General features: G+C 41.4%; 12 protein-coding genes. 7 read left to right on the plus strand and 5 right to left on the minus strand.

The window, feature by feature from the left end; genetic code table 11:
- Positions 1–83: 83 nt before the first annotated feature.
- Positions 84–2936 (minus strand): carbamoyl-phosphate synthase large subunit, encoded by a 2853-nt coding sequence (gene carB, locus V2H41_RS00395; RefSeq protein WP_330973127.1) that lies wholly within the window; start codon positions 2934–2936, stop codon positions 84–86.
- 274 nt (positions 2937–3210) lie between these two features.
- Between carB and V2H41_RS00400 the strand changes: the two genes are divergently transcribed.
- Entirely contained in the window at positions 3211–5199 is a 1989-nt protein-coding gene (locus tag V2H41_RS00400) for a peptidoglycan DD-metalloendopeptidase family protein (RefSeq protein WP_330973128.1), read from the plus strand.
- 17 nt (positions 5200–5216) lie between these two features.
- Positions 5217–5684: a thioredoxin-dependent thiol peroxidase gene (gene bcp / locus V2H41_RS00405; protein WP_330973129.1), complete on the plus strand. Its 468-nt coding sequence runs from the start codon at positions 5217–5219 to the stop codon at positions 5682–5684.
- A 93-nt stretch (positions 5685–5777) separates the two neighbouring features.
- Here bcp and V2H41_RS00410 read toward each other — a convergent pair whose 3' ends face one another.
- The 4 genes from V2H41_RS00410 to rpoN form a co-directional block, all read right to left on the minus strand.
- Positions 5778–6770 (minus strand): aspartate-semialdehyde dehydrogenase, encoded by a 993-nt coding sequence (locus V2H41_RS00410; protein WP_330973130.1) that lies wholly within the window; start codon positions 6768–6770, stop codon positions 5778–5780.
- 291 nt (positions 6771–7061) lie between these two features.
- Positions 7062–7364 (minus strand): hypothetical protein, encoded by a 303-nt coding sequence (locus V2H41_RS00415; protein WP_330973131.1) that lies wholly within the window; start codon positions 7362–7364, stop codon positions 7062–7064.
- 157 nt (positions 7365–7521) lie between these two features.
- On the minus strand, positions 7522–8436 hold the full coding sequence (locus tag V2H41_RS00420; protein WP_330973132.1) for a PfkB family carbohydrate kinase: 915 nt from the start codon (positions 8434–8436) through the stop codon (positions 7522–7524).
- Positions 8437–8574: 138 nt separating this feature from the next.
- Positions 8575–10074 (minus strand): RNA polymerase factor sigma-54, encoded by a 1500-nt coding sequence (gene rpoN / locus V2H41_RS00425; RefSeq protein WP_330973133.1) that lies wholly within the window; start codon positions 10072–10074, stop codon positions 8575–8577.
- Positions 10075–10289: 215 nt separating this feature from the next.
- Between rpoN and V2H41_RS00430 the strand changes: the two genes are divergently transcribed.
- The 5 genes from V2H41_RS00430 (at position 10290) to V2H41_RS00450 (ending at position 18838) form a co-directional block, all read left to right on the plus strand.
- The gene (locus V2H41_RS00430) at positions 10290–10889 is read left to right on the plus strand and encodes an RNA polymerase sigma-70 factor (protein ID WP_330973134.1); all 600 of its coding nucleotides are present in this window, start codon (positions 10290–10292) and stop codon (positions 10887–10889) included.
- Between the two features lie 69 nt (positions 10890–10958).
- A complete protein-coding gene (locus tag V2H41_RS00435) occupies positions 10959–12020 on the plus strand; it encodes a FecR family protein (protein ID WP_330973135.1) in 1062 nt (353 codons plus the stop codon).
- A 158-nt stretch (positions 12021–12178) separates the two neighbouring features.
- Positions 12179–15403, plus strand: a complete 3225-nt coding sequence (locus V2H41_RS00440) for a SusC/RagA family TonB-linked outer membrane protein (protein WP_330973136.1) — start codon at positions 12179–12181, stop codon at positions 15401–15403.
- A gap of 56 nt (positions 15404–15459) precedes the next feature.
- Complete coding sequence (locus V2H41_RS00445; protein ID WP_330973137.1) at positions 15460–16980, plus strand: RagB/SusD family nutrient uptake outer membrane protein; 1521 nt, start codon at positions 15460–15462, stop codon at positions 16978–16980.
- 157 nt (positions 16981–17137) lie between these two features.
- Positions 17138–18838, plus strand: coding sequence for a glucoamylase family protein (locus V2H41_RS00450; RefSeq protein WP_330973138.1), 1701 nt, complete (start codon positions 17138–17140; stop codon positions 18836–18838).
- The last annotated feature ends 1 nt before the right edge of the window (position 18839 follow it).

Genomic DNA, 18839 nt, shown 5'->3' on the forward strand with positions numbered 1-18839 from the left:
GGCTTGATATGGCTAATATTTCCTCGAAATAAAAAAGTGCGGTTTTCAATACCGCACTTTTCATTTTTATATTAAGAAGCCGATTATTTATTGCTTAGGAACATGCTTCTATTCTTATACAGTTGTCTGAAATAAGGATCTTTTAGGTCTTTTATGAAGCGGATAGCTTCACCCGTACTTTTCATTTCTGGGCCCAGCTCCTTGTTCACACCCGGGAATTTGTTAAAGCTAAATACGGGCTCTTTTATGGCATAACCTTCCAATTTCTTTTCGAATTTGAAATCGGTCAGTTTTTTTACGCCAAGCATCACCTTAGTGGCAATATTCAAATAAGGAATTTGGTATGCCTTGGCGATGAACGGTGTAGTACGTGAAGCACGCGGATTGGCTTCTATCACATACACTTTTCCGTCTTTAATAGCAAACTGAATGTTGATAAGCCCTTTAATATTGAGTACTCTTGCGATTTTCTCGGCGTAATGCTCCATAGTAGTTACTTCCATGGGCGATAGGTTAAATGCTGGCAACATGGCGTGGCTGTCTCCACTATGAATACCGGCCGGCTCAATATGTTCCATTACACCCATTACGTGAAAGTTTTCGCCGTCGAAAATAGCATCCACTTCTGCCTCCTGACAACGATCCAGGAAGTGGTCGATCAAAATCTTATTACCGGGGATATGTTTCAGCAGGCTTACCACAGCTTTTTCCAGCTCTTCGTCGTTAATCACAATTCGCATTCTCTGTCCGCCCAATACGTAAGAAGGACGTACTAGCACCGGATAGCCTACACGGTTCGCTACTTCAATAGCCTCGTCTACATTAGTGGCCGTACCATAGTCGGGATAAGGAATCTCCAGTTCTTTCAGCATATCACTGAAGCGTCCGCGATCTTCGGCAATATCCATATCATCGAAAGAGGTTCCGATGATTTTTACACCCATATCCTTAATCTTCTCAGCGAGCTTCAGGGCGGTTTGTCCTCCCAGCTGAACAATTACACCTTCCGGTTTTTCATATTCAATGAGTTCTCGCACGTGCTCCCAATAAACAGGCTCAAAGTATAGTTTGTCGGCCATATCGAAGTCGGTACTTACCGTTTCGGGATTACAGTTCATCATAATGGCTTCGTAGCCGGATTCTTTAATCGCCATTAAGCCGTGAACGCAGCAGTAGTCGAACTCGATCCCTTGCCCAATGCGGTTGGGGCCGCTACCCAGTACGATGATTTTTTTCCTGTCTGAAACTTTGGATTCGTTGTGTACTAGGGTACTTTCGCCCAGGGAGCTGCTGGGAGCATCGAAGGTACTGTAGAAATAAGGCGTTTTTGCCTCAAACTCTGCACTACAAGTATCCACCATTTTATACACGCGATGGATGCCGAGAGTTTTTCTTTTTTCGTACACCTTGTCTTCGGTAGCTCCTATCAGTACTGCAATCTGAGCATCGCTGAAGCCGTTTACTTTAGCTTCGCGGAGTATCTCGACCGTTAAGGTATCTAAAGTCAGTTCGCTGAGTTTTTTCTCTATAACACATAGCTTTTGTATTTCGGAAAGAAACCATTTGTCGATACCATTGGTAGCTTTGGAGATGGTGCTTACCGAAATGCCCGCCATCAGCGCATCTTTGATTCGGAAAATTCTATCCCATTTGGGAGTTTTGATATATTCCAACAACTCTTCGGCGTGCATCAGGCTTTTGCCATAGTACCCCAAGCCTATTGCATTATTTTCAAGGCTCTGACAGGCTTTTTGTACGGCTTCGTTAAAGCTGCGTCCGATAGCCATTACCTCACCCACGCTTTTCATCTGCAGCCCTAGTGTATCATTAGCACCTTTAAATTTATCGAAGTTCCAACGCGGAATTTTTACGATTACGTAATCCAGTGCTGGTTCGAAGTAAGCCGAAGTGGTTTTGGTAATCTGATTTTCCAGTTCGTCCAAGTTATAACCGATGGCCAGTTTGGCCGCAATTTTAGCGATAGGATAACCTGTGGCCTTGGATGCCAGCGCTGAAGAACGGCTTACGCGAGGGTTGATTTCGATAGCTATGATTTCCTCAGTAACGGGGTTCATAGCAAATTGTACGTTACAGCCGCCGGCGAAGTTGCCTAGGTCGCGCATCATTTTGATAGCGGTATTTCGCATCAGCTGCATACCTGTATCACTTAGCGTCATCGCCGGAGCTACGGTGATAGAGTCGCCGGTGTGTACCCCCATGGGGTCGAAATTTTCTACTGTACAGATGATACACACATTATCGGCATTATCGCGTAGCAGTTCTAGCTCAAATTCTTTCCATCCCAGTACAGCTTGTTCTACTAGTACTTCATGAATAGGAGATGCTTGTAAACCGCGGTTTAGGGCTTCATCGAGCTCTTCTTTACTATGTACAAACCCTCCACCGGTACCACCCAATGTAAAGGAAGGACGAATTACCAGCGGGAAGCCGATTTCTTGTGCAAATTCCTTTCCTTCGAGGAAAGAGTTTGCGGTTTTAGCTTTTGCCACCGGTACTCCCAGTTCAATCATCCACTGACGGAATTTCTCGCGGTCTTCAGCTTTATCAATCGCTTTAATGTCTACACCAATCAGGCGCACATTATATTGTTCCCACAGCCCCATATCTTCGGCTTCTTTTGCCAGGTTGAGGGCTGTTTGACCACCCATTGTAGGTAGTACCGCATCAATATCATTTTCTTTTAATATTTGTTCGATACTTTCTACGGTTAGAGGAAGCAGGTACACTTTATCAGCCATCATGGGGTCTGTCATGATGGTAGCGGGGTTGCTATTGATCAGAATAACTTTAATACCTTCTTCTCGTAAACTGCGAGCGGCTTGAGTGCCAGAGTAGTCAAATTCGCATGCTTGTCCTATAATAATGGGGCCTGAGCCAATGATTAGTACTGATTTAATGGAAGGATCTTTAGGCATTTTACTTTTTTCCCTTTTTCTAAAAAAAACAAATTGCGCAAAAATAGTGGATTGACACTAAAAGCGCGGTAGGTTTTTTAAATTATTTTAAGAGAAGGGGAGATTTTTTTGCATTGGGGGGTAGCTGCAGAACGTTTGTTTGTTGGCTCTTGTGGAAGATATTTTTGTTCAGTTTTCATCACATAAAATATTGGCCCCATTGAATTTATTGTTAAAAACGGGGCATAGATAGATACTGTCGCGTTATCAATTTTCAATTGCCTATTTTTGGCACATGTCGAAGAAGTTTTTTTTGTTATTCGCTTATTTACTGACAGGTGTTGTAGCTTTTGGCCAATTATACCAAAAACCTAAATATCCTCAGAACTATTTTAGATGGGTAACCGGCTTAAAGCCCGACATCGTAGCAAATATGGGAGAGCTGCGTCCCAACCACTGGCATATGGGATTAGATGTGCGTACCAATCAGGTAGTAAACCAGAATGTGTATGCGGCTGCAGACGGTTATATTTCATTTGTGGGGATAGAACCGCTAAGCTGGGGAAGATGGATTATTATTGATCATCCCAATGGATTGTCTACCCTATACGGCCATCTGAACGACTTCAGAGACGATTTGGAAAAATATGTAACCGAGCATCAATATAAAACCGAATCCTGGGTAACACATTTGAAAATTCCGCCGGGACGTTTTCCGGTTAAGAAAGGTGATTTTATTGCCTTCAGCGGAACTACTGGTGGTTCGGGAGGTCCTCATGTGCACTGGGAAATTATTGACACCAAATCGGGGAAACGACTGAATCCAACACTATTTGGAACCCCTATAGTGGATAATATTCCGCCTACCATTGTAAGAATTGCGATGTACGATAGAAGCAATTCTGTCTATGACCAATCGCCTGCGATTTATCCATTATCAAAATCCAGCGGCGCTTACACAGTAGCGGGCGGCGTTATCAATACCAATTTTACTAAACTAAGTTTTGCCATTCAAGCCTATGATACCCGAAATGGAACCAACAATCAGGATGGTATCTACAGTGCCCGTCTTTTTATGGATGGTAAAGAAATATCCAGTTTTTATATTGACAGCGTGGATTATGTAGATACCCGTTACATGAATGCTCATATTGATTATAAAATGCAAAGTACGGGTGGCAGCTGGATGCAACATGTGTCCAAACTGCCTGGCGACCTAAGCGGCGTTTATTATGACATAGGCAATAATGGTATAATTGAATTGAAGGATACTGACCCTCACGATATTAAAATTGAAGTAGCCGATGCAAATGGCAATCTGTCTACTATAAGTTTTAAAATCAAAAACAATGGCGGTACGCCACCCTCAGTGAAAAATTATGAATGGCTGCCGGGCAGAACCAATACGCTAGTGAAAAGTCATTTTTCGGTAACACTGCCCATGAATGCCTTATATGATAAAATGAATCCGAACTATTCCAGTTCCACGTCTGCTGCACTCAATAGCGTATCGGCCACCCACAAAATAGGAGAAACCTATATTCCGGTACATAGCAATTTTGAAGTAAAAATTAAACCGAACAAACCTATAGCTCCGGAAAACCGCGACCGGATTGTAATTAAGAGGACAGGTAAAAATACTACGGTAAAAAAAGCGGAATGGAAGGGCGAGTGGTTGGTGGCGCAGTTCAGGGATTTCGGCACATTTGAAGCTTTTGTGGATAATGTTCCTCCGTCGATTAATTCTTTAGGTTCGGGAAGTGTGATTAATTTGAATAATGTAAAGCGTATCACGTTTACGCCTACTGATAATTACGGAATAGCTGATTTCAGGGCAGAAGTGGATGGTAAATGGATAAGATTTACCAATGATAAGGGGCGCACTTGGATTTATAATTTTGACAATCGCATCAAACCCGGTGAACATACTTTGACAGTGACCGTTACAGACATTGCCGGTAATATAACAAAACGTAGTTGGAAATTTGTTCGCGGCGTTCCGGCTCCAGCGGGAGCTACTGCTCCATCCGGTGCGAAGAGCGCTACATCGACTAAAAAAACTACTACGCCATCAAAAAGTGCTACATCTAAAACCACGGGAAGTAAAACCAGCAAGACAACTAGTAAGACTTCGGCATCTAAGACTACTTCCTCAAAAACAACGGCATCGAAAACCGGAACAACCACCAAAAAAACCACCACCACCTCGAAGTCTGCAGCGAGCAGCAAGTCTTCAGGAAAAAGTACATCTAATAACAAAACAACCACTCAAAAAAAGAAATAAAGTATAAGTAGAGTACTATGGCTACACATCTTAAGGAAGGACAGAAAGCTCCGGCTTTCTCAGGAAAAGATCAGAATGGCAATAAGATATCGTTGGCACAATATAAAGGTAAAAAACTGGCATTGTACTTTTATCCGCAAGACTTCACACCTACCTGTACGGTGCAGGCTTGCAACCTCAGGGATCATTTTTCTGTATTAAAACAACATGGTATAGAAGTGGTAGGTGTAAGCCCTGATGATGCACAGAAACATAAAAAATTTGAAGAGCGCAACAACCTACCTTTCCCGCTCATTGCAGATACAGAGCATACAATTTTAGAAAAGTATGGTGTATGGGGCGAGAAGCAGATGTTTGGTCACAAGTATATGGGAGTGCATCGCACCACTTTTCTCATCGACGAGCAAGGCCGCATCAAAAAAATTATTCTGAAACCCAAGACCAAGCAGCATGCCGAGGAGATTATCGCAGGTTTTCAGAACTAAGCCGTAGCTGCGGATAAATAAGTGTTTCCTGTTCCAAACATAAAAGCCCTTTTCAGTTAAGAAAAGGGCTTTTATTATTTTTTTATTTTTTGCTTATACGAGATTGTTAGATATAAGGTATTCCGCAATCTGTACCGCATTGGTAGCTGCTCCTTTGCGCAGGTTATCGCTCACAATCCACATGTTTAAGGTTTTGGGTTGCGTATCGTCTCTGCGAATACGTCCTACGAAAACCTCATCTTTTTCGTGTGCGTTCAGTGGCATCGGGTAGATTTGATTAGCAATATCATCTTCTACCACAACACCCGGAGCTGATTCAAGCAGACTTCTCACTTCTTGAAGGTCGAACTCGTTTTCAAACTCTACGTTTACGCTCTCACTGTGTCCTCCCATTACCGGAATACGCACCGTAGTAGCGGTAACCTTGATGTTATCATCACGCATGATTTTTTTGGTTTCGTTAACCATTTTCATTTCTTCCTTGGTGTATCCGTTTTCGGTAAATACGTCAATCTGCGGAATAACATTCAGGTCGATGGGGTATTTATAAGCCATGGGATATTCGGTATTTTTATTTCTTTCTCCCATTAATTGCTCCACAGCTTTTGCGCCGGTACCTGTTACACTCTGATAGGTAGATACGACGATGCGTTTGATTTTATATTTCTGATGCAGCGGATTTAGTGCTACTACCATTTGTATGGTAGAGCAGTTGGGGTTCGCAATGATTTTATCATTGGTAGTTAATACATCGGCATTAATTTCGGGTACCACCAATGGTTTAGTGGGATCCATTCTCCAGGCCGATGAGTTGTCGATTACAGTGGTACCCACTGCAGCAAACTGAGGAGCCCACTCTGTAGAGGTACCGCCTCCTGCGGAAAATAAAGCAATCGTTGGCTTGGCAGCAATAGCATCCTGCATGCTTACCACTTTATATTTTTGGCCTTTGAAATTGATTTCCTTTCCTACGCTCTTTTCAGAAGCTACAGGAATCAGCTCTGTAACAGGAAAATTTCTCTCGGCAAGTACTTCTAAAATTTTGGTGCCTACAAGGCCGGTGGCACCTACTACTGCAACTTTCATTTTTTATACTGTTTTTTTAAGATACCCTGTGGGTTTTGTTATAAAAAAAGCCTTCCGATCGACGGAAGGCCTGTTCAATTTCTTTTATATACGTATACAAAAATCACAGCCTTCCGTGAAGAACGCGTTTCATCTTTGTATGCTTCTTTATGGTGATGTTGATAATCATGGGTCGCAAAAATAGAGCGATGATTTAAATCAACAAAATATTTTTTGATTTCTGCTCGGATTAGTTGCAATAAAAAACTCCCGTCTCGGTATACGGGAGTAACTATAACCATTTTATTATGCTCACTTTGCTTGCACAGAAATAATACTTGCCTCTTTACTGGCTTTAACTTTATGGGTTAAAAACCACATAATCGTGAATGTGGGAATAATATCCATTCCAGGCATTACTTCTTCAATAAAGTTGAATATACCACCGGCTATTCCTTTTACGCCACCAAAGGTTTTCGCCAGAATGATAGCTGAAATGGGTGCCCAAATAACATCGGAAAACTCTCCTACTCCGGGAATTGTGAAGGAAAGCATGCCGATGACATCCATAATGATGCAAAATAGCAGGGGTGGGGATTTTTGTGTTTGATTCATTTTTTACGATTTGTTTATTAAAGGAGTTCAAATCCCATGCAAACGTTGTATCCTGTTTCGTTATTTACCGACTTTTTTTGTGCATTTACCGATATAAAAAAGGCCTTATCTGTGTTGATAAAGCCTTTTGGGATGTAAGATATTGTAAATATGATTATTAAGATTGATAATGTGTTAGTTCGCGAAACTGTTGTATGCGATGGCTAATATCGTCCTTTGTAATTTCTTTGAGACGTGTGGTTCCGAATTTCTCCACACAGAAACTAGCCAGTGCGCTTCCTGCAATTACGGCAGTTTTCATGTTGTCAAAGGAAATATCGCCGGTCTGTGCTAGATAGCCGATAAAACCTCCGGCAAAGGTATCTCCAGCGCCGGTAGGATCGAAGACTTCTTCTAGCGGAAGGGCAGGAGCAAAGAATACTTTATTGCTGTCGAAGAGCAACGCTCCGTGTTCTCCTTTTTTGATAACAAGATATTTGGGCCCCATGGACAATATTTTTTTGGCAGCTTTCGCCAGCGAGTATTCGGCAGTAAGCTGACGAGCCTCACTGTCGTTTACCAACAGCACATCAATTTGGCTGATCACTTCCTCCAGCTCGGGCAGTGCCACATCCATCCAGAAGTTCATGGTGTCTAAAACAATCAATTTGGGGCGATTCTTCAGCTGATGGATTACGCTTAACTGTATGGAAGGAGCTAGGTTGCCTAGCATTAGAAACTCGGCGCCTTGATAGCTGTCGGGAATTACAGGTTTGAAATCGGCCAACACATTGAGCTCGGTTACCAATGTATCGCGGGTGTTCATATCCAGATGATATCTGCCAGCCCAGAAAAAAGATTTTTTGTTGGAAACAATTTCCACGGCTGCAGTATCTACCCCGCGGCTACGCATCTCTTCCAATTCTTCGGCGGGAAAGTCGTATCCCACCACGGATACCTGTTGTACGGGTTTTATAAAATTGGCAGCTGCATACGCTATATAAGTGCCCGCACCGCCCACGATTTTATTGGATTTTCCAAACGGGGTTTCAATATCGTCAAAGGCCATAGAGCCTACTACTATAACAGACATACTTTGTTTTTGATATTTATTAAAACTTATTAAGTATAATTATTATGGCTGCAAACTTAGTATTATTTGATAAACCCCAATTGATTTTGGTACGGTTCCGTAATGACCGAAGTCATTTTTTTAAATCGGGAAAATAATTTATACCAACTCTTTTCTGAGTCGGGCTACAGGAATATTGAGTTGTTCGCGATATTTGGCCACGGTACGGCGTGCGATGTTATAACCTCTTTCTTGTAGTAATTCAGTAAGTTTTTCATCACTCAGCGGATGTCTTTTGCTTTCTGCCTGAATCATATCGCTCAGAATTTTCTTCACTTCGCGTGTAGATACTTCTTCACCACTATCGGTGCTCAGAGATTCGCTGAAGAAGAACTTGAGACGATAAGTGCCGAACTCCGTTTGTACAAATTTGCTGTTAGCCACGCGACTTACCGTGGAAATATCGAGTCCGGTTTTTTCGGCAATATCTTTTAAGATCATTGGTTTGAGAGTTGTTTCATCTCCGGTGAGGAAAAACTCTTCTTGATGCTGCATAATAGCATTCATAGTTTCCAGCAATGTATGCTGTCTTTGCTTAATGGCATCGATAAACCATTTGGCGGCATCTATTTTCTGCTTGATGAAAAGTACTGCTTCTTTTTGTTGCTTGTCTTTTTTTGATCCGCGGCTGTATTCTTTCATCATGTCTTTATACGACTCGCTGATGCGCAGCTCGGGTGCATTGCGACTGTTGAGCGTGAGTTCCAGCTTACCATTGTTATTCATGATGAAGAAATCGGGTACCACATAGCTTTCGGCTTTATTCACAGAGCCTATATTGCTACCCGGTTTGGGATTGAGCTTTACAATCTGCTGAATCACTTCTTTTAATTCATCTTCGGTAAGATTAAGGCCGCGTTGTATCTTTTCGTAATGCTTTTTAGTAAACTCATCGAAGTATTTTTCGATGGCGAGTATAGCAGTATCAACATCTTTACCCTCTTGTTTCAATCTTCTTAATTGCAGCAGGAGGCACTCCGGCAAATCTCTTGCACCCACACCGGGTGGATCGAACTGCTGAATTAAGCCGATGATTTTATCTACTTCCTCCACATTTGTGTCAATGTTTTGTCGGAAGGCAAGGTCGTCCACCAATGCCTGTGAATCTCGGCGCAGGTATCCGTCTTCGTCAATACTACCAATAATATGTTCAGCTATTTTTCTTTCAGTGTCGGATAAGGATAGCATTCCGAGTTGCGAAACCAGGGTATCGTAAAAACTGGCTTCTGTTCTAATAGGAATTTGACGACTTTCGTCATCATCTTCACCATAATTTTCGTCGCGGGTTTTATAATCCGCAATTTCTCCATCGTCATCATGCAAATATTCAGTAACGTCGATGTTTTCATAATCTTCGACACTACCATCCTGTTCCTCATAGGTGTCCGCTTCTTCTTCCTGCGAGGCGAACTCATCATTAAATTCATCTTCGTCCTTATGGTGTCCCTCATCAAGTTCCAAGGCTGGGTTGGCTTCCAACTCTTCTTTTATTCTTTCTTCCAGATTAGCAGTAGGAACTTGCAGCAACTTCATGAGCTGAATTTGCTGTGGGGAAAGTTTCTGTAATAGCTTTTGTTGTAATGTTTGTCCTAATGCCACAGGTCGTTAGTTTTTAAAAAGAAGGTCGTATTTACAAAAATCAAGCCGATTTGCAAATATACACACTCTCAACGGGATTGGTTTGCGTTATTGCCTTATAATTTAGCTATTAAGATGTTAATATAATTTAACTCGGACGCGGCAATCCGCCATTTTTAAAGATGTCACAATGAAATGTTAAAAAGGTGTACCTTTATAAAATATTTTAGATTGCTATGCTGGAGAAAGGTTTAAAGGTAGAGGCGGAGGGGTTATTAAAACTGATTGATAGGGGTGATGAAGCCGCTTTCGCAAAGCTATATACATTGTATAGTAAGCGACTGACTGCTTTTTCTATTTCCATACTGCAATCTTCGGAGATGGCTGAGGAAGTGGTGGAGGATGTTTTTGTGAAGTTGTGGAATAAACGTGGCTCATTAGTGAGCATTGATAATATATCCGTATACCTATATATTGCTACCAAAAATCAAACGCTCAGTTATTTGTCCGATAAAGCCAAGAAGTTGATTACAGCTCCTTTCGATGATCTTAATACATCTATCGAGGCGATACATCAGGACCCACACTCCTTATTAATTTCTTCCGAGATGCTGGCTCGTGTAAACGCAGCCATAGAGGCATTACCACCCCGTTGTAAAATGATTTTCAAGCTTATCAGGGAAGATGGACTAAAATATAAAGAAGTTGCAGCTATATTAAATATATCCGTCAATACGATTGATGCACAGATGGCTATAGCTGTTAAGCGTATCTGTCAGGCTATGGGTATTTCAAAGAATGCAATAAAGTTTCCTCGAGAAAAAGAAACTCTTTAAAAAACTTTTTTTTGCCTTTAGTAGATTTTCTGTTTTCCCCAGTCTTTATAGTATAAGGGATGATTGTACATGAACAATACTGAGGACATATGGGGATTAATGGCCAGATGCGCTTTTAATGAGGCTACTAATGAAGAGCGAGATTTGTTGCAACAATATCTGCATGAAAACCCGCATTTGCAGCAACAGTATGCCTGGTTATTACAAATATTAGAAAGTAAACAAGAATTCGATAGCCAACATAAAGAGCCCGAGATCCGTACCGTACAGAGGATACTGGAAAAGGCTTCCCGCGAGCAAGAGCATAATGTTTTAAGAATAAGAAAAATTCGGGCTAAGAGAGTTTGGGCAGCAGCTGCCAGTGTTTTAATCATTATAGGCCTAGGCTATTTCTTAAAACTAGGCAGTGGGGAGCGGGAGCCTATTACCAGACCCATTGTTACTAATGCCGCACCTATGACCGATCCTGTGATGTTGGCAGATGGTAGTAAGGTGTGGTTGAATTCAGATTCCAAGCTATTTTTTGAAAGTGATTTTAATGGAGCTACCAGAGAGGTAAGATTGGTAGGAGAAGCGTTTTTTGATATTGTCAGGGATACCCTCCGGCCTTTTATTGTTCACGTCAATGAGCTTAATATTAACGTACTGGGCACGGCATTTAATGTGAAAAGTTATGAAGAGGACACGGAAATTCAAACGACCCTGTATCGGGGACTAATAAAACTGACCAAAGATAAGGATGATCGCTTTCATCCAATTATGATGTATCCCAACCAAAAAATGGTAATTCCGAAAAAAGTACTGACAAAAGAGTATATATCGGTTTTAAATAATGTGGACGTTATTTCGTTAATATCTGTAGACAGTACGATTCAGGAGGAGGAACGTGTTGAAACAGCTTGGATTTACGGCCGTATTGATTTTAAAAGCGAATCGCTGGAGCAGATTGCTCGAAAAATGGCGCGCAGGTACAAGGTTAAGTTTGTATTTGAAGATGATGCGGTAAAGCAATTAAGTTTTACAGGATCATTTAAGAATGAATCTTTGGAAGCGGCACTTCGAGCATTGCAAATGGCCAAACCTTTTAGCTATAAGATAAAGGCTGATGAAGTTATCATTAGTTCTAGATAATACGATGAAAGAAACTTTTACTGTAAATGGAAGCACACTTCGATATAGTTAAGGTTAATAAAAACTAAGGCCGAAAAACGATTTCGATAGAATGCTACTTCCATTTGAGAGCAGGACTTGCTAATATGAAACTAACGCTTGCATTGATACTTATGTGTATGCTGTATCTGCCCGTAGAAATCATCGGGCAGGAACGTATCAATTTGCAGGTAAAAAAGATGCCGATTGCTGAAGTATTAGCTTCCATAGAACAGCAGACAGGTTATCGATTCTTATATAGTGATGATTTGCCGGCTTTGAAAAACAAGATAACGTTGAATGCCAAAAATGCCAATATCAATCAGGTGCTGGAAGAATTGGTAATGCACACTCCGTTGACCTTTAATAGTTTGCCGGATAAGCTCATTGTGATTAAAGAGGATCCGGCAAAAAAAGATATTAAAGTAACAGGATTGGTGTATAATGAAAAAGGTATACCTATTCCCGGAGTATCAGTGCAGGTAAAAAACACCACCATAGGAACCGCTACCGATTCGGTCGGAAGATTTTCACTTATAGTGCCCGACGGGAATGTTGTCCTAATTTTTACATCTATAGGATATAACTATAAAGAAGAAGCGCTTAATAATAGGAGAGATCTTAATATATCACTGGTTACGGCGGCACAAAGTTTGGAAAAGGTAGTAGTAATAGGATACGGTACACAGCGCAAGAGAGATTTAACAGGCACCATTACTTCAATAGGAGGAGACGATATTGCAAAAATGCCCAATACTAATCCCATTAGTTCTTTACAAGGAAAAGTTGCGGGACTTACAATTGTTAATAGTGGTCGGGCGGGAGCTGCGCCTACCGTGCGTATTCGTGGGGTAAACAGCACAGGGAACTCCGATCCGTTGTATGTGGTGGATGGAGTATTTCAAACCAATATCGACTATCTGAATCCCGGAGATATTGAAAGTATCGAAGTATTAAGAGATCCTTCTTCTATAGCCATCTTTGGATTACAGGGAGGAAACGGGGTGATTATCGTAACTACCAAAAGAGCTGCCAAAGGTCAAACCAGAGTTTCATTCCAGAGCTCAGTGGGTATACAGAAAGTAGTGAACAAAATAAAACTTACCGACGCCGAGGGATTTAAAAAGCTTTACGACATGCAGTTGCAAAACCTCAATGCGCCTGCATTTGATTATACTAATTACACAGCTAACACAGATTGGCAGGATCTCATTTTTCAGCATGCACGTATTAATAATAATACGCTTACAGTAGCGAATAGCAGTGAAAAGTCTGCTACGTTATTTAGTCTGGGATACAATGTGCAGGAGGGGGTGTTGAAATATGATAAGTATAAAAAATTAATAGTTCGTCTTAATCAAGAGCTACGTATTACCGATAATATTAAAATAGGTGGAGATGTTACAGGATTTTACTGGAAGGAAGTTGCGCCTACCACGGATGTAATCAGTTATGCATTAAGAGCGGCGCCGATTGTTCCGGTGCAAGCCGACGAAGATTTATATTATAGCATGCCAAGCTTTCAACGGGCTCAGATTGCTAATCCTGTTGCAAGAATTAATCAGTTTAAAAATAATGTGATAAGAGATGGCTACAGGGCTGTCGGAAATATTTTTGCAGAAACAAAAATCTTAAGAACATTTACGTGGCGTTCTTCATTCTATGCCGATTTGGGCTTTGATAACTTAAGAGGTTATACACCGTTGCCATATCGGTATATTAATCTGGGAGAAAAGGGAGGCGCTACGGATACAACGTTTAATAATCTTGCAAGAACCTCAGTAACGCAAGAACAGGTACAAACGAGAAAATTTCAACAGGATCATACACTCACTCTTTTTAAGAAAGTAAACAAACAGCATATTACAGGATTAGTTGGTTTTACTACCTTGTTTATAGGTAGTACAAGAGTGGGGGGAAGTAGAACCGATACTATTTTGAATATTCCGCGCGATCCTGACTTTTGGTATCTCGATATCGTAAACCCCAATAATCCATTGTCTAATCTTGGCAATGGAACTGAAGAAGCTTTCATGTCTTTTTTTGCCAGAGTCAACTATTCCTATGCCAATAAGTATCTGCTAAATCTAAGTTATAGACGCGATGGGAGCTCAAAGTTTTCCAAGGCCAACCGGTGGGGTAATTTTGGCAGTATAGGACTCGGCTGGGTCCTCAGCGAAGAAGCGTTTTTTAAGAAGATATCAAGTATTGATTTTTTGAAATTGCGTGGTGCATGGGGTACGGTGGGTAGCGGTATGGGATTGCCACCTCATCTATACTTGCCAGGGGTTACTATACGTAGTTCAGGCGTTTTTGGAGATCGGGTTTATCCGAGTGTTACACCCGAATATGTTCCGGATCCCAATCTGCATTGGGAGGTAGTGAGAGGTATCGATGTTGGAATAGATGCTAGATTGTTGAACAATCGTCTATCATCTGAGATTACTTTTTATGATCGTACCACCAAAGATATAATTACGAACATTACGCTTCCAGGAACTGCAGGCAATTATACGTACAAAACCAACTTGGGAACTATTGCTAACAAAGGACTTGAGGTTACCATAGGCTGGAGAGATAAAGTGGGAGATTTTCGTTACGGTATATCGGCTAATTACAGTTATAACAAGAATAAGGTTACATCTATTGGCGATAATATCAATTTTGAAATATTAGGGAATAATGGTGCAAACAGAACTGCTACAGGGCTGTCCATTGGATATTTTTACGGATACCGTCAGATAGGTATATATCAGACTGCATCGGATTTGGAACGAATGCCTGTTCTTCCTACATCCAGAGTGGGCGATATCGCATTTGAAGATGTAAATAATGATGGCCTTATTGATTCGGATGACAGAGTTTATCTGGGAACTCCTTTTCCTCCTCATAACTTCGGAGGTGCTCTGAATGTGGGTTATAAGGGATTGGATGTATTAGTGGAAGCACAGGGTGTTGCGGGTAATAAAGTGTATGTTCAAAGACGTACCGCCACTTTTGCAATACTTAATTATGAGGTGAACCGATTGAATGCCTGGAATGGGCCAGGTAGCACCAATGTAGAGCCTATATTGGATGCATCCCGCGGGAACAACTATCTGTTTAGTAGCTACTTTCTGGAGCGGGGAGATTATTTACGCGTCAGGATGCTGCAGATAGGATACAATATACCTCAGAAACTGTTCCAGAAAGCAACTATTAAACAGTTGCGGGTATATATAAGCGGACAGAATATTGTTACGTTTTCAAAAACTACAGGATATACACCGGAAGCTCCATTAGGCGATCCTATTGCTGCAGGCGCTGATAATGGATTGTATCCTGTGCCTGCTGTGTATTCTGTAGGATTGAATGTTGCATTTTAGTTTTTTATCAGTATCGTATGAAATCTTATATAACATATACTTGCTTTTTAAAACTAATGATGTGTCTCTTAGTGACATCGTTGGTTTGTGCAGGTTGTAAAAAAGGATTTCTGGATCGTAACCCACAAGGAAAATATACCAGTGATACTTATCCTTATCCGAGTGGTACGGGCCCCTATGATACTTATCTATTTGCAATATACGCGGAGCTACGAAGCTTTAATGTGCATAGTCAGGCGTTCATTTGTGCTACAGGAATAAGAAGCGATGATGGCGATAAAGGAAGCACCCCTTCTGATGGCGGTGCTGATGCTATTGATATGGATAATTTTCCCGTACAACCCAACAATATTTTTGTGAATACGCTTTGGGTGGGATATTATAATCTAATTAACAAGGCTAATATTGCCATTAGTCAGATAAGGAATAGTAATAGTAACACCGTCAATGCTTCTGAAGAAATTAAAAAACAATCAGAGGGTGAAGCAAGATTTTTAAGAGCGTATGGCTATTTCATGTTGGTGCGCTTGTTTGGTAGAGTGCCATTGATCGATCAAGTGTTTGATGATCCTGCAGCGCAAAGTAATGTACCCCAAAGCAGCCCAGAGCTGATATACGCTTTTATTGAAGAAGACTTGAAATTTGCCGCACAACACTTGCCTCTTACTTGGGATGCGGAAAAGTTTCCTGGTAGACTTACAAAGGGCGCAGCTAACGGTTTGCTGGCAAAAGTTTATTTAACTCAAAAGAAATGGGCTCAGGCAATGGCTACCGCGGACCTGGTAATGAAATCCGGTCAATACAATTTGAATACTCCGTACGACAAAATCTTTACCGAAGAAGGTGAAAACAGCTCCGAGTCTGTATTCGAGGTACAAGCTACAGCAAGTTTTGTAACTCCCACTGCCAATGGTGTGCAATACGCATCCATTATGGGTGTACGAGGTACTGGTAATTGGGATATGGGTTGGGGGTGGTATACGCCCAGTCGCAACTTGGATACTTCGTATGAGGCCGGAGACCCGCGTAGAAGAAGAACAATATTGTATACAACCGGCGATAGTGCCATATCCCTATATGGAGAAATTTTACCAGCTGGTTTACCTAACCTCATGTATAATCATAAAGTACTGACCAGTCCAGTAATGAGAAGAACCGTAGGTTCCTTATCAGGTAATTGGATGAATATTAGGATACTTAGGTATGCTGATGTGGTATTGATGTATGCGGAGGCAGCCAATGAACTGGGAGGCGCGGCAAATATCGCTGCTGCACGTACTGCTTTGAACACAGTAAGAACACGTGCACGAGGCGGCAACAATAGTATATTACCTGATATTACTACCGATAATCAGGCTGAGTTACGTGAGGCTATTCGGCGAGAACGTAGGGCCGAACTTGCTATGGAGCATGATCGATTTTTCGATTTAGTTCGATGGGGCATTGCTGAACAAACTTTGCATGCTGTGGGGAAAACCAATTTTCGTAATGACAGGGATGTATTGCTACCGATACCCAGAACCCAGATTGACTTAAGTAAGAACGTATTGACACAAAATCCGGGCTACCCGAATTAAAGTAGAAGACTGTTAGCGTTTTTTAAAATATAAGGAAATGATTTTTTGTAGTGAATGGTTACTGTTGTTGATATATAAGAATGCGATAAATCGGTAAGCCATTGCAATTTAAAACTGATAAGTATAGAAAAATATTTGGGAGAGTATAATGATGCATATGTATAAGAGATTTGAAAATAGTATTGTTTGTTGCATGCTTATTGCATCATTGCTTGTTTATTCCTGCGGGAGTAAGAGTGATGTTGTAGCGCCGCCGCCCTCAGTCGACCCAAAGGTGCCCACCCTTAACAATGTTACTGTTGATGGTGTAAATCTTAATAACGCTCGTTACAACATTAGTCTGAAACCTCAGATTAAATTGAGCTTTTCGCAACCATTAGCAGCCTCATCTCTGAATGCCGTATCATTAGTTACTGCAACAGGCTCTATGGTATCTGTTAATAAAGCTCTTTCTAATAATGATTCGGCCATCATTTTACAGCCGGTAAATAATCTGTCATTCCTGACCAGGTTTAATATCATCGTAAATCAGGATGTTCAGTCTGTATCAGGTGGAACTATGACTGGAGGTTTCACAGGTAGTTTTGTAACCAAGATGGATTCTTCGCGCAAGTTTCCGAAGATTTCAGATGAAGCTTTATTCGATACCGTTCAGCGCAGAACGTTGAAGTACTTCTGGGACTTTGCACATCCTGTTTCCGGCCTAATACGTGAAGGTACTAAGCATGATTCTAAGATTGTCACCACTGGAGGCTCCGGGTTTGGAATTATGGCTTTGCTTGTTGCGGCAGAGCGAGGTTTTAAAACCAAAGCCGAGGTGCTACACCGATTGCAGACCATGATTGCTTTTTTGAAAAATACGGCACAGCATTTTCATGGGGTGTATCCACATTGGCTAGACGGTAGTACAGGCGAGGTGATTCCTTTCAGTTCCAATGATAATGGCGCCGATCTGGTAGAAACTGCTTTTTTGGTGCAGGGATTATTGTGTGCTCGACAGTACTTTGATGGAATGACGGCAGAGGAGGTACAGTTGAGGGACGATATCAATACTATTGTCAACAGAGTACAGTGGAACTGGTTTCAGAAGGAAAACGATAATGTGTTATACTGGCACTGGAGTCCTACTGTTTCATGGGCAATGAATCTTAAAATTCAAGGGTGGAATGAATGTTTGCTTACCTATGTGTTAGCTGCCGGTTCAGAAAATTATAGTATCGCCAAGTCGGTATACGATAATGGTTGGGCGCAAAACGGAGGTATCCGAAACGGTACTATTTATTATGGTTATACTTTGCCCTTGGGACCTAATTTAGGCGGGCCGCTATTTTTCGCGCATTATTCATTCTTAGGATTAAAGCCTTATGAACTTAGCGATGCCTATGCTGATTATTGGACGCAGAATCGCCATCATACGTTGATCAATTATAATTATTGCAAAGCCAATCCTAAAGATTATTACGGCTATAGTGATTCGGTGTGGGGATTGACGGCTAGTAACATCCGAGGAGGCTATGCTGCCAGTTCTCCTAGTAATGATCTAGGTTATATTGCTCCTACGGCTGCAATATCATCTATGCCGTACACACCCGAAGAATCGTTGGCGGCTTTGCATTTCTATTACTATGTTTTGGGAGATAAGTTGTTTAAAGAATATGGTTTTGTGGACGCGTTTACACTCGACGTAATGAAGAATGATGGACCATGGTTTGATGATGCTTTTTTAGCTATCGATCAGGGACCCATCATTGTGATGATCGAGAATTATCGGAGCGGCTTGCTATGGAATTTGTTTATGAGTGCTCCTGAAGTGAAAAACGGATTATCGAAGCTGGGTTTTAATGCTCCGGGATTGTAGA

The sequence above is a fragment of the Niabella digestorum genome, assembly GCF_036409055.1.
Classification (GTDB): domain Bacteria; phylum Bacteroidota; class Bacteroidia; order Chitinophagales; family Chitinophagaceae; genus Niabella; species Niabella composti.